The 12,244-nt window shown below is 69.8% G+C and carries 11 protein-coding genes; 4 read left to right on the plus strand and 7 right to left on the minus strand.

Annotated features, from left to right (window positions below; all coding sequences use genetic code 11):
• The first annotated feature begins 5 nt into the window (after window positions 1–5).
• The 4 genes from hemB to ABEA24_RS03200 all read left to right on the plus strand — a co-directional run bounded on the left by hemB (window position 6) and on the right by ABEA24_RS03200 (window position 4,151).
• A complete protein-coding gene (gene hemB, locus ABEA24_RS03185) occupies window positions 6–992 on the plus strand; it encodes a porphobilinogen synthase (protein ID WP_345429079.1) in 987 nt (328 codons plus the stop codon).
• 206 nt (window positions 993–1,198) lie between these two features.
• The gene (locus ABEA24_RS03190; RefSeq protein WP_345429080.1) at window positions 1,199–1,864 is read left to right on the plus strand and encodes a bifunctional DNA primase/polymerase; all 666 of its coding nucleotides are present in this window, start codon (window positions 1,199–1,201) and stop codon (window positions 1,862–1,864) included.
• A 19-nt stretch (window positions 1,865–1,883) separates the two neighbouring features.
• Window positions 1,884–3,176: a glutamate-1-semialdehyde 2,1-aminomutase gene (gene hemL, locus ABEA24_RS03195; RefSeq protein ID WP_345429081.1), complete on the plus strand. Its 1,293-nt coding sequence runs from the start codon at window positions 1,884–1,886 to the stop codon at window positions 3,174–3,176.
• Window positions 3,177–3,701: 525 nt separating this feature from the next.
• The gene (locus tag ABEA24_RS03200; protein ID WP_345429082.1) at window positions 3,702–4,151 is read left to right on the plus strand and encodes a hypothetical protein; all 450 of its coding nucleotides are present in this window, start codon (window positions 3,702–3,704) and stop codon (window positions 4,149–4,151) included.
• A gap of 468 nt (window positions 4,152–4,619) precedes the next feature.
• Here the strand turns inward: ABEA24_RS03200 and ABEA24_RS03205 are convergent, their stop codons facing one another.
• The 7 genes from ABEA24_RS03205 to ABEA24_RS03235 all read right to left on the minus strand — a co-directional run bounded on the left by ABEA24_RS03205 (window position 4,620) and on the right by ABEA24_RS03235 (window position 12,185).
• The gene (locus ABEA24_RS03205) at window positions 4,620–5,330 is read right to left on the minus strand and encodes a winged helix-turn-helix domain-containing protein (RefSeq protein WP_345429083.1); all 711 of its coding nucleotides are present in this window, start codon (window positions 5,328–5,330) and stop codon (window positions 4,620–4,622) included.
• Window positions 5,331–5,335: 5 nt separating this feature from the next.
• Window positions 5,336–6,874: a PH domain-containing protein gene (locus ABEA24_RS03210; protein ID WP_345429084.1), complete on the minus strand. Its 1,539-nt coding sequence runs from the start codon at window positions 6,872–6,874 to the stop codon at window positions 5,336–5,338.
• On the minus strand, window positions 6,871–7,362 hold the full coding sequence (locus ABEA24_RS03215; protein WP_345429085.1) for a PH domain-containing protein: 492 nt from the start codon (window positions 7,360–7,362) through the stop codon (window positions 6,871–6,873). Before ABEA24_RS03215 ends, ABEA24_RS03210 begins: the two co-directional genes overlap by 4 nt.
• Window positions 7,363–7,677: 315 nt before the next feature.
• The gene (locus ABEA24_RS03220; RefSeq protein WP_345429086.1) at window positions 7,678–9,231 is read right to left on the minus strand and encodes an MFS transporter; all 1,554 of its coding nucleotides are present in this window, start codon (window positions 9,229–9,231) and stop codon (window positions 7,678–7,680) included.
• Window positions 9,232–9,448: 217 nt separating this feature from the next.
• Window positions 9,449–10,366, minus strand: coding sequence for a TIGR03619 family F420-dependent LLM class oxidoreductase (locus ABEA24_RS03225; protein WP_345429087.1), 918 nt, complete (start codon window positions 10,364–10,366; stop codon window positions 9,449–9,451).
• Window positions 10,363–11,232, minus strand: a complete 870-nt coding sequence (locus tag ABEA24_RS03230; protein ID WP_345429088.1) for a dihydrodipicolinate synthase family protein — start codon at window positions 11,230–11,232, stop codon at window positions 10,363–10,365. Before ABEA24_RS03230 ends, ABEA24_RS03225 begins: the two co-directional genes overlap by 4 nt.
• A 47-nt stretch (window positions 11,233–11,279) precedes the next feature.
• A complete protein-coding gene (locus ABEA24_RS03235) occupies window positions 11,280–12,185 on the minus strand; it encodes an EamA family transporter (RefSeq protein WP_345429089.1) in 906 nt (301 codons plus the stop codon).
• Between the last annotated feature and the right edge of the window lie 59 nt (window positions 12,186–12,244).

Consider the following 12,244-nt stretch of genomic DNA (forward strand, 5'->3'; position numbering starts at 1 on the left):
TCACCGTGACCGCGCAGTTCCCCGTCGTACGCCCCCGTCGGCTCCGCCGCACCCCGGCCCTGCGACGTCTCGTCGCCGAGACGCACGTGCATCCGAGCGATCTGGTGCTGCCGCTCTTCGTCAAGGAGGGCATCGCCGAACCGCAGCCGATCGCGTCGATGCCCGGCGTCATGCAGCACACCCGGGAGTCCCTGCGCAAGGCGGCGTACGAGGCGGCGGAGGCCGGCGTCGGCGGGCTGATACTGTTCGGCATCCCCGCGGTCAAGGACGGCCGCGGCTCGGCCGCCGACGACCCGGCCGGCATCGTGCAGAAGGCGCTGCGCGACCTGAGCGGCGACCTCGGCGACTCCATAGTGATCACGGCCGACCTGTGCCTCGACGAGTACACCGACCACGGGCACTGCGGCATCCTCACGTCCTCCGGTGAGGTCGACAACGACGCCACCCTGGAGCGCTACGCCTCCATCGCCGTCGCTCAGGCCGCGGCCGGCGTCGACGTCGTCGCCCCGAGCGGCATGATGGACGGCCAGGTCGCCGCGATCCGCACCGCCCTCGACGAGGGCGGCTACGGCAACGTCGCGATCATGGCGTACGCCGTGAAGTACGCCTCGGCGTTCTACGGGCCGTTCCGCGACGCCGCCGAGTGCGCGCCGCAGTTCGGCGACCGGTCGGCGTACCAGCAGGACCCGCCCAACGCCGAGGAGGCGATTCGGGAGGTCCTCCTCGACCTGGACGAGGGCGCCGACGTCGTCATGGTGAAGCCGGCGCTGACCTACCTCGACGTCATCCGCCGCGTGCGCGACGCCGTCCACGTTCCCGTCGCCGCGTACCAGGTCAGTGGCGAGTACTCCATGGTCGAGGCGGCCGCCGCCCAGGGCTGGATCGACCGCGACCGAGCGATCATGGAGACGCTCGTCTCGATCCGCCGCGCGGGCGCCGACATCATCCTCACCTACTGGGCCACGGAGGTCGCACGCTCGTTGCGCGCCTGACCCGGCACCGCCGGTTCAAGGGCCGTTCGCCCTTCCCATTCGCTTCGCGGCCGGGCTCCTCGCCCGGCCACTCGGCTCGCCGCGGCGGGTTCACTTCCGGGTGACCCGCGTGGTGGCGGGTCACGGCTTCGCCGCTTTTCGGGGGTTCCCGCAACCCGCGAGTCACCGGCGCGCCATCATCGGAAGAGGAGCGGAGGGGGAGCAGGATGCTGGATGTAACAGCGAAACGAGCGAACCGGTCGGCCGGCCGCCGCAAGACGGGCGAGTCGGTCCGACGCGAGCGCATGGCCGCCGCCGTCCAGGAGTACGCCGCCCTGGGCTGGCCCTGTTATCCGGGTGAGCATCCCGGCGACGACACCCGAGCGTGTTCCTGCGACCGGATCGGCTGCCCGTCGCCCGCGGCCCATCCACGGTCGCAGGTGTGGCAGCGACAGGCCACGGTCGACACCGAAACGCTGGCGAGCTGGTGGATGAGGGACCCGGACGCCAACATCGTCCTGCCGACGGGCCGGGTCTTCGACGTCTTCGACGTACCGGCCAAGGCGGGCCAGACGGCGCTCGAACAGATGGAGCGGGAGGGCGTCCCGGTGGGGCCGGTCGCCGCCCACGGTGACGAGCGCTATCTCTTCTTCGTCGCCACGCGCGGCGCGCCCGTCGACGAGGACGAGTGGTGGAACTGCCACCTCGACACCGTCCCCGAGAGCATCGAGGACAGTCCGGGAATGCGCTGGCACTGCCGGGACAGCTACGTCCTCGCGCCGCCGTCGGTGCTGCCGTTCGGCCGCGAGGTGACCTGGGTCAGGGAGCCGCACAACGCGCCGCTGCCGGACCCGGTGCGGCTACTGGAGATCCTGGCCGACGCCTGCGAATGACGTCTGGGAGACTCGTGGGGTGACTTCCACGAAAAGTTCCGAGGCACTCTTCGATCGGGCAGGTGCGGTCATACCGGGCGGAGTCAACTCCCCGGTGCGCGCCTTCGGGGCCGTGGGCGGCACCCCGCGGTTCATGGCCTCGGCTCGCGGCCCGTACCTCGTCGACGCCGACGGCAACGAGTACGTCGACCTGATCTGCTCGTGGGGGCCGATGATCCTCGGCCACGGGCACCCGGAGGTCGTCGAGGCCGTGCGGCGGGCCGCCGAGCACGGCACCTCGTACGGCGCGCCCACCGAGGGCGAGGTCCTGCTCGCCGAGGAGATGGTGGCCCGCACGCCGATCGAGAAGGTCCGCCTGGTCAGCTCGGGCACCGAGGCGACGATGTCCGCGATCCGCCTCGCGCGCGGCTTCACCGAGCGCTCGAAGATCGTGAAGTTCGCCGGCTGCTACCACGGCCACTCCGACGCGCTCCTGGCCGCGGCGGGATCGGGCGTCGCGACGTTCGGCCTGCCCGACTCGCCGGGCGTCACCGGCGCGGCCACCGCCGACACGATCGTGCTGCGCTACAACGACATCGCCGCCGTCGAGGAGACGTTCGGCGAGTACGGCCACGAGATCGCCTGCGTCATCACCGAGGCCTGCCCGGCCAACATGGGCATCGTCCCGCCGACCGAGGGCTTCAACGCCGCCCTCAAGGGCATCTGCGAGCGGTACGGCGCGCTGCTCATCATGGACGAGGTGCTGACCGGCTTCCGCGTCTCCCGCTCCGGCTGGTACGGCCTGGAGGGCGTCCAGGGCGACCTGTACACCTTCGGCAAGGTCATGGGCGGCGGCCTGCCCGCGGCGGCGTTCGGCGGACGCGCCGAGATCATGGACCGGCTCGCCCCCGCCGGCCCCGTCTACCAGGCGGGCACCCTGTCCGGTAACCCGCTGGCCACCGCCGCCGGCCTGGCGACGCTCCGCGCCGCCACCGAAGAGGTCTACGCCCGGATCGACCACGCCGCCACCGTCGTCGCCGAGGCCGCCACGGACGCCCTGACCAAGGAGGGCGTGCCCCACCGGCTGCAGACCGCGGGCAACCTCTTCTCGATCTTCTTCAGTGACGAGCCGGTCCTGGACTTCGACCAGGCACAGCGCCAGAGCACCCGCCGCTACGCCGCGTTCTTCCACGCGGCCCTGGACCACGGCGTCTACCTGCCCCCGTCGGCGTACGAGGCCTGGTTCCTGTCGGCCGCCCACGACGATGCCGCCCTGCAGCGCATCACCGACGCTCTCCCGCACGCCGCCCGCGCCGCCGCCGAAGCCGCCTGATCGGCGAGGTCAGAACAGCCCGAGGTGCGGCAGCGGCTTCTCGGCGGCGGGGGTGAGGCGCTCAGCGTCAGCAAGCGCCTCCTTCGCGTCGCAGGGGCTGTCGCGTCCTCGGGCATGGCGGGGCGTTCGAGTCCGTTCGGATCGGTGGGCGCGCGCTCGGCGGCGCCTTGTCCCCAGCGGTTCCCCGGCTCCTGCTGATGCCGGTCGGCGTCAGCCTCATTCATATGCGCGTTTCCTCGTTGTTTCGTCCCGGTTTTCCTGATGTTCAATTTCGGTCGAGTCGCTCTGCGCAACCGGTAATCGCGGAAAGTGGCGACCTGTGTTGGTCGGGGCCTTGACCTGCGACGATGCGGGGATATTCCGAATCGGCGGTTGAAGTGTGTTGTTTCCCGCAAAAATGCTTCAATCGTCCCCCTTGTCGGGTTCGGATCCGTCGTGCCATGATCGCCGCACGCGCCCTCCCGCGAGAGAAAAGACGGTTGAGGGGCATGTCATCCACATGGGTGGCATTGAGGAAGGATCACGGTGAAGCGCAAAAGTCTCATTTCTTCAATCGTCATGGCCGGGGCGATCCTGGCTGGAAGCGTTGCCCTGGCCCCCGCCGCGAGTGCTGACCCGACCGCGTCGATCTGCGGATCGAATTACCACACGGTCTACGGCCCTAAGTGGGAGTACTCCTACTACAACGTGTACGCCGGTGATGTATACATCGCGTACAACGCGTCGAATGGTTACAACTGCGCTTACTTTTACATCGGTGATTCGACCACTAAGGGTTCGCTGGGATGGCAACACGCCATCCAGATCAAGAGCGCGAACGGCGGCTCCAGCGTCGTCAACGCCGGGCGCTTCAACTCCTTTGCCGGACCGGTATACGTCTATTCCCCGAGTGACTGCGTCAAGGCGGTCGGATACGTGACCGACCCCAAGGGAAACGACAGGTGGTATGACACCGGGTGGAAAGCCTGCACGTGATCAGGTCGACCGCGGCCCTGGACCGCATCACCGACGCTCTCCCGCACGCCGCCCGCGCCGCCGCCGAAGCCTCCTGAGCGCGACTCGATCGTTCGCATAAGCCGAATTTGCCTTCGGCTTATGCGAACGAACATGCCGGGTGCCCTGCCGATGCGGGAAACGATGACCGGAGTATGCACCACACCGCTCGCCAGAGAAAAAGAAGACCCGGCCCACTAGTAGGAGCCGGGTGGTCGCCGCTCTCGCAACGTTCGATCAGAACAACCCGAGGTGGGGGAGCGGCTTTTCGGCGGCGGAGATGATCTGCTCGGCGTGGCAGCGATCTTGATGGGTGGTGGCGTGGGTGCGCAATGCCTTCTTCAGTCACGGCTCGCCGTGCGCGGCCGAGCCGCGCAGGGACTGTAGGTCGCCGTTCTGAAGCAGCCGCTCGATCACGGCCACGCCCTGGCTCCAGCGGTTCGCAGATCCTCACTGTGGGTCGATCGGTATTTCACCGAATGCAACCACAAGAGATGAGCTCTTGACCTGCTGAATCAGCGGATCTGCCGGGTCCTGCCAGCGTTCCCGGGGGCGAATGACCGGATTTACCGGAAAGTCGATGCGCTGTTGAGCGCGGTCGGCGGCATCGTAGACGTCGCTCCTCGCCGGCTGACCGAGGACGAGGACGTCGATGTCGTTCGGTGGTGGCCCCGGTTCGCCGTGGTAGCGGGCGGCCCAGGACCCGTAGATGACAACGGCGTCTACTCCGTCGACGTCGGCGAACTCGTCCGTGATGACGAGGTGAGGGCCGACCGTCATGAGGAGCAAGCGGGTCAAGGGCTCGCTGATGCGGTTCGCGGTATTGGCGCGCAGGAGTTGGGAGCGGCCGACGGGCCGGGTTCGGATCAGGTCGGCGTCGATCAGACGATGCACGTCGCGGTGGAGCGTCGACGGGCTCACGTCGAGTGTCCGAGCCAGGTCGGCGAGTGTGTAGTCGTGGTCGGGGTGAAGGAAGAGCGTGGCGAGCAGGTCGGCCTGATTGGCCGACCGGAAGATCGGCAGCAGGGGCGAGGCATCTGTTCGCATAAACCGAATATATCTTCGTGAAAAGCGAACGTCGACCGTGGGTGGACCACTTTCGCACCGCGGCGTCGTACCCGTACTCGAAGTTGTCGACGCTCTCGAGGCGAGCAGGACCATCGCGCTCAGGACGGCGTTCGCTGAAGGAATGGTGTGAGTAGATCGGGGACCGCTTCTTCGGCGAAGGCCAGACCGTCGGAGACGGCGACGTCCCGGATCTTGTAGCAGTGTTCGCCGGCGGCTGTGGCCGCCCCTAGCGTGAGGAGACCCGCGCGGCGCTGGAAGATCGATCGGGTGATGCTCCAGCCGATGACGTCCGCACGCTTCAGCGCCACCGTGGAGCGTGCGAAGGCACCGGACCGAGTGACCAGGTAGCGGCCGCGCAGTCCATGGCCGAGGGCGCGGTAGGCGGTGAACGCCAGCGCCACCGCGGCCGGTAGCAGCACCAAGGCGCAGATGACGGCCGCGTACAGGAACGATGAGGACAGCCATACGCCGAGTACGGCGAGTGCGGAGACGGCCGATGCGGTCACGATCAGCCCGCGGCCGATCCGCCTCCGCAGGACGACGCGCGGGTGTGTCCTGAGCGCGGCCGAGGCCGTGGGCGACTCGGTCTCGGCGAGTACGTCGGCGGCCGCGCGGAGCACCTCGGCGCGGGGCATCGGTGGCGACAGCAGGCGCCGCCGGCGGTTCTCGTCCCGGTTGCCGAGGCCGCCGGCCACCGCGTTCAGGCGTGCGCCTCCGGCCCAGCGCAGGAGCATCGGCTCGCGCAGCTCCACACCGCTCAGTCGTCGTTCTTCGATGGTGACCGACCGGGTGACGAGCAGGCCGCGGCGGACCCGGAGGACGCCGCCGTCCGCGCGCTCCAGGCGGTAGCCGCGCCAACCCTCGATGAGGGTGGCGGTCGAGACGACGGCACCGAGCACGACGATGATCAGCACGGTCCCCAGAAGGCCGAACCACAGGGGCACGGATCCGTAGCTTTGCTCGACGGCCTTGACGAAGCCGAACCGAAGCGGATCGATCTTCATCTCGTGCAGCGTGCGGTAGGCGGTGCCGACGGCGGCCAGGAGACCGCCCACGCCCCAGATGGTCAGCGGCCCGTAGCGCACCCAGGACCAGTCCATGGCGGCGATCGGGCCGTCCTCGTCGGCCGGCCACCCGGTCGCGGCGTCACGGCGGCTGAGGAGCCGTCGTCGCAGTTCGGCGGCCTGTGTCTTGCCGACGCCGTCCAGGGTGAGCCTGCGGCCCGTCGCGGAGGTCTGTTCGCCGGTGCCGATCCGGACGGACGTGAGCCCGAAGATCCGGTGCAGGGGGTTCGCGGTCAGATCGATGCTGCGGACACGGTCGACGGGGAGGGTGCGCTCGCTGCGGAACAGCAGCCCGGAACGCAGTTCGATCCGCTCATCGGTGATCCGGTAGCGGGTGGTGAGGAAACGCATCAGGCCGAAGCCGGTCACCGCGAGGAAGGCGACGAGGATCGACCCGAGGGTGAGCAGTGCCTGGAGGCCGAGCCCTCCGCCGGTGACCAGAAGAGTGCCACCGAAGGAGGCCAGCGGTGCGGCCAGCAGGCTCATGTTGGCCGGGATCAGGCGGACGTTGAGCCTTTCCCAGGGGACGACCGGAGGGCTCGCCGCGCTCTGGGTCACGGAGCCGGGCGTCATGCGGCGTCTCCCGGCGTCGCCTGCGTGCACCTGGTGAGGTGCTGCACCACGTCGGCCGCGACGCGGTGGTCCAAGCCCTTGATCTTGACGGCGCCGGCGGTCGAGGCGGTGGTCACGGTGATTCCGGAGAGCCCGAAGAGCTGCTGCACCGGGCCGCGAAGGGAGTCCACGGTCTGGACGCGGGACAGCGGCACGACCCGCCATCGCTGCCAAAGCCATCCCGACGACGCGTACACCGCCTCGTCCGTGGTCTCCCAGCGGTGCACCCGGTACCGCCAGACGGGCATGACGGCCATGTAGACGAGCCCGGGAACCAGGGTGCCGACCAGGCACCAGGCGAACCAGGTCCGGGCCGGCGGGATGCACAGGAAGAGGATCGCGAACACGATCGGCACCGGGAGCGCGAACAGCGAGGACTGGGCGGTCCACCAGCCGATGGCTCGGCGCTCCACACGATTCCGGGGCGGGCGGAGAGTAAGGCCGGCCATGCGTTCGTACGACCTCACAGTGCCCCGCCAACGGCGGTTGCACTAGGGATGAGTGCCGTCAAAAAGGGGCTCATGCGACCTGTGACCTTCCCTGCTCTCGTACGATCCGCTTTGCCGTCGCACGCAACGCTATGTCCGCGTCCGACCACGCTGCGACGACCGAACGGCGGGTTCGGTGTCAACCGATCGGTGGACACCCGGGCACGGTCGCATCGGTGGACCTCTTCGCAACCGCGATCGCCGAGATGCTTCGGGTCCATGACCTCGGAGCATCTCGGCGATCGCGAAGGGCACCGAGGCTGGGGATTCCCGCCCTTATCGATCGATCACCTCGAGCTGGGGCGTCTGTTCGGCGGGGGCGGTGTCCTGGGCGGGGACCGAGACGGGGACGTCGCGGAGGACGATGAGGGTGACCAGAGCCGCGGCGGCCAGGACGATGCCGCCGGACAGGCCGGTGACGTTCAGACCGTGGGTGAAGGCGGTCTTGGCGGCCTCCAGAAGGGCCAGGCCGGCCTGACCGGGAACGTGAGCGGCGCTGCCGAGGGTGTCGCGGGCCGCGCGCAGGGTCTCGGCGGGGACGCCGGCCACCTGCACGTTCGCCATCTGGTGGTGGTAGACGGCGGTGCCGATCGAGCCGAGGATCGCGAAGCCCAGTGCCCCGCCCAGCTCGCTGCCGGTCTCGGAGACGGCCGAGGCGGCGCCTGCCTGCTCGGCGGGCGCGGCGGCCAGGATGAGGTCGGCGGTGAGGGAGGTGGCCACCAGCATGCCGGCGGCGAGCAGCCCGGCGCCGGTCAGGATGACGACCAGCGACTGATGGGCGTGGACCTGCGTGGTCACGGCGAGCCCGCAGGCCGAGATCAGCAGGCCGGCGGTGATGACGAAGCCGGGGCGGACCTTCTTGGCGGCGATCCCGGAGATCGTCATCGCGACCATGATGAAGGGCATGACCGCCAGCGACCACAGCGAGGCCTTGAACGGGCTCATGCCGTGGACGACCTGCAGGTCCTGCATCGTGTAGAAGCTGAAGCCGAGCATCGCGAAGTTCGTCACCGTGTTGACGCCGACCGACGCGCTGTAGGTCCGGTGCCGGAACAGCCGCAGGTCGATCAGCGGGTGGGCGGTCGTCCGCTGGCGGTGCCAGAACACGACTCCGACGGCGAGACCCGCCATGATCGAGATCACCGGCACGAGCGCGTAGCCGTCCACGGCGAGTTCCTTGATGCCGTAGACGATCGGCAGCACGGCGCCCAGTGAAAGCAGCGAGCCGAGCAGGTCGAACCGGCCGGCGACAGGGTTGCGGAACTCCGGCAGCAGCACCGGCCCGAGCGCGAGGAGCAGCGCCATCGCCGGCAGGTTGAGCAGGAACGCCGAACCCCACCAGAAGTGGTCCATCAGCAGGCCGCCGATGATCGGCCCGACGGTGACGCCGCCGGTCATGGCGCCGGTCCACACCGCGATCGCGGTCTTGCGCTGGCCGGCGTCGTGGAACATGTTCCGGATCAGCGCCAGCGTGGAGGGCATCAGCGTCGCGCCCGCCAGTCCCAGCACCGCGCGAGCGCCGATGAGCATCCCGGCGCTGCCGGCGTACGCCGCGGCGACCGAGGCGGCGCTGAAGGCCACGGCGCCGATGAGCAGCAGGCGGCGCCGGCCGATCCGGTCGCCCAGCGCGCCCATGGTGATCAGCATGCCGGCCAGCACGAAGCCGTACATGTCCATGATCCACAGCAGCTGGGTGCCGGACGGCTTCAGGTCGGCGCTGATGAACGGCATCCCGAACAGCAGCACACTCACGTCCATCGAGACGATCAGGCATGGCAGCACCAGTACCGCCAACCCGATCCATTCCTTCGTGCCCGCCTTGACGTTCACGTCCGTGTCCTTTCCCTCGAGGGGATCGCTGAGCGAACGGACACACCTTCGCCGGGGCCGCTCACCGAACGCTCACCATCGGCTGACCGCGACCGTGCGCGCCTGGTCAGGCCGCCGGAAGGGTGTCCGAGATCAGCGTGGACGCGGCGGTTTCGGCGAACAACGACGAACTCCGCAATGCACTATTAACCCGCGGCTTCACAGTCGCGGACGGCGCTCACGGGGCGAGGGCCACGAGGATCTCTTCGGCGCGGGCGGTGGCGGAGGCGGGCTCGATGTCGGGGGAGCCGACGAGCGGGTCCCAGTTGAGGTCGTAGAACAGCTCGGTGACGCCCTGCTCGCCGAGCCAGGCGGCGTCCTCACGGATCTGGTCGTACGACCCGGACAGGCGCAGGCGCTCGCCGGACTCGTCGTGGGCCTCCGCGCCCGCCCGTACGACACCGCGGACGACGACGCGCACGGACTTGGGGTCCTTGCCCGCCTCCTCGGCGGCGCGCTGGACGATCGCGATCTGCTCGTGGATGCGGGACAGGTCGGTGGCGCTGCGGCTGAGCCAGCCCTCCGCGATCCGGCCGGCGCGCTTCAGCGCGGCCTCGGCGACGCCGCCCAGGAGCACGGGCGGGTGCGGCTTCTGCACGGGCTTGGGCGCCTGCCGGCTCGGCGGGATGGTGTAGAAGTCCCCGTCGAACGCGCTGACCTCGTCCTCCCACAGGGTGCGCAGCGCGGCGACGAACTCCTCGGCCCGCCTGCCGCGCCGCTCCGGTGACGTGCCGCTGGCGACGAACTCCTCGTGCTGCCAGCCGGCGCCCAGCCCGAGGTCCAGCCGCCCACCGGAGAGCACGTCGAGTGAGGCGATCTCCTTGGCGAGGTACACCGGGGTGACGAACGGAAAGTTCATCAGGGAGACGCCGAGGCGGATCCGCGAGCTGCGGGCGGCGGCGTAGGCCAGCGTGATGAGCGGATCGAGCACGCTGCGGTAGACCGGGGCCAGCGCCTCCTTGTCGGCCGGGGTGAGGAGGCGGTGGAACGTCCACAGCGACGCGTAGCCGAGGTCGTCCGCCCGCTCGGCGAAGTGACCGACGTTCTGCGGGGTGGCCCATGCCCCCGACACCGGGGCGCCGAATCCGATCCTCATGCTCCCAATGTTCGCAGCCGGTCGAGCGCGGCCGTCACCGAGGCCGCGGACGGCGGCCGCAGCGGCGATCGTACGGCGGCGTCGGCGATCAGACCGCGCTCGGCGAGCACCGCCTTGATCACGCTGGGGGACGGCTCGGCGAACAGGGCGTTCACCAGGGAGAGCAGGGTGTTGTGCAGGTCGAGGGCGCGGGCGGCGTCCCCGTCCCGTACGGCGTCGGCCATGGCGGCGAACGCGGCGGGCGCGACGTTCGCCGAGGCCGTGATGCCGCCCGCCGCGCCGAGCTGCAGGAGCGGGTAGAGGTACGCGTCGTCGCCGCCGAGGACGCCCTGTCCCTCGGCCAGCAGGGTGAGGGTGTCCGCGTCGATCGCTCCGGCACAGTGCTTGATCCCGGCGACGTGCTCGGTGGCGAGCAGCTTGAGGAGCGTCTCGGCGCGCAGGGTCTTTCCGGTGCGGTACGGGATGTTGTAGACGAGCAGCGGCACGCCGACCGCCGCGCCGATGGCCGCGAAGTGGTCGAGGACGCCTTCGTCGGTGGGGCGCACGTAGTACGGCACGACGGTGAGCAGCAGGTCCGCGGCGACGCCGCGGTCCACCGCCTGCCGGATCGACTCGTCGGTGCCGATCGTGCCCGCGCCGACGGTCAGCGGCGTGCCGTACGCGTCGCTGATCCTCCGGCAGGTGCCGATCACGGTGCTGCGCTCGTCGGCGGTGAGCAGCGCGCCCTCGCCCGTGGTGGCGAGGACGACCAGTCCCGCGGCGCCCTCGTTGAGGACGTGGTGGGCCAGACGTTCGAGTGAGGGGACGTCGAGGGCCCCGTCGGATCCGAACGGCGTGACGAGAGGGACGTGGATCCCGCGCGGCATGGAACCTTCCTTCGGAACGTGGATCCCGCGTGGCATGAGACCTTCCTTCAGCGGGTCGGGGCGAGGACGCCCGGGGCGTCGGGCGTGGCCACGGACGGGGTCCGGCGGCGGAGGCTGCCGAGGGCGACACCGCCGACGATGAGGCCGGCCGCGACGACGTCGGGGACGGTGATGTCCTCGCCGAGGACGAGTGCGGCCGAGGACATGCCGAACAGCGGCACGAGGAGCGAGTAGATCGCGACTTGGCCGGCGTCGTACCGGCGTAGTAGCCAGCCCCAGAGGCCGAATCCGACCAGCGTCGACAGGTAGGCGATGTAGGCGAGCGCGCCCAGGCCGCCCGGGGAGATGTGCGTCAGCGCGTGCAGGTCGGCGTGAGGCCCCTCGAAGATCAGGGACAGGGCGAGCAGCGGCAGCGGCGGCACGAGGCTGACCCAGACCATGAACGCGAACATGTCCGGCGGCTGCGCCTTACGCATGCCGATGTTGGCCAGCCCCCACATGCCCGCCGCGACGACGCAGAGCACGAACGCGAGCACCGGTCCGCCCTGGCCCAGCGAGACGGCGATCACCGCGATGCCGGTGAACGCTACGAGCATGCCCGCGATCTGGGCACGTCGCATCCGCTCGCCCAGCATCGGGACGGCGAAGGCCGCGGTGAACAACGCCTGGGTCTGCAGGACGAGCGACGCCAGCCCGGCCGGCATGCCCATGTGCATGCCGATGAACAGCAGGCCGAACTGTCCCACGCCGAGCGGCAGGCCGACGAGCGCCATCCGCCGCCAGGGGATCGCCGGCCGGCGGACGAACAGGACGGCGGGGAACGCCGCCGCGACGAAGCGCAGCGCGGCGAACAGCAGGGGCGGCAGGGCGCCGAGCCCGACGTGGATGACGACGAAGTTGATCCCCCAGATCGCGGCGATCATCACCGCGATGGCGACGTGGCGAGGTCTCATGTCCTCGATCGTCGCTGCGCACGACGTTTTAGGACAAGCGAATCTTTCTTAAGGTCTCC

Origin of the sequence: Actinoallomurus vinaceus, from assembly GCF_039542055.1 — a bacterium.
In the GTDB taxonomy this organism is placed as follows: Bacteria; Actinomycetota; Actinomycetes; order Streptosporangiales; family Streptosporangiaceae; genus Actinoallomurus; species Actinoallomurus vinaceus.

Bases quoted from the DNA above. Each gene is read 5' to 3' on its own strand.
- ABEA24_RS03190 (WP_345429080.1), top strand. From the start codon at position 1,199: ATGCTGGATGTAACAGCGAAACGAGCGAACCGGTCGGCCGGCCGCCGC.
- ABEA24_RS03205 (WP_345429083.1), bottom strand. From the start codon at position 5,330: ATGGTCCTGCTCGCCTCGAGAGCGTCGACAACTTCGAGTACGGGTACG.
- ABEA24_RS03210 (WP_345429084.1), bottom strand. From the start codon at position 6,874: ATGACGCCCGGCTCCGTGACCCAGAGCGCGGCGAGCCCTCCGGTCGTC.
- ABEA24_RS03215 (WP_345429085.1), bottom strand. From the start codon at position 7,362: ATGGCCGGCCTTACTCTCCGCCCGCCCCGGAATCGTGTGGAGCGCCGA.
- ABEA24_RS03225 (WP_345429087.1), bottom strand. From the start codon at position 10,366: ATGAGGATCGGATTCGGCGCCCCGGTGTCGGGGGCATGGGCCACCCCG.
- ABEA24_RS03230 (WP_345429088.1), bottom strand. From the start codon at position 11,232: ATGCCGCGCGGGATCCACGTCCCTCTCGTCACGCCGTTCGGATCCGAC.
- ABEA24_RS03235 (WP_345429089.1), bottom strand. From the start codon at position 12,185: ATGAGACCTCGCCACGTCGCCATCGCGGTGATGATCGCCGCGATCTGG.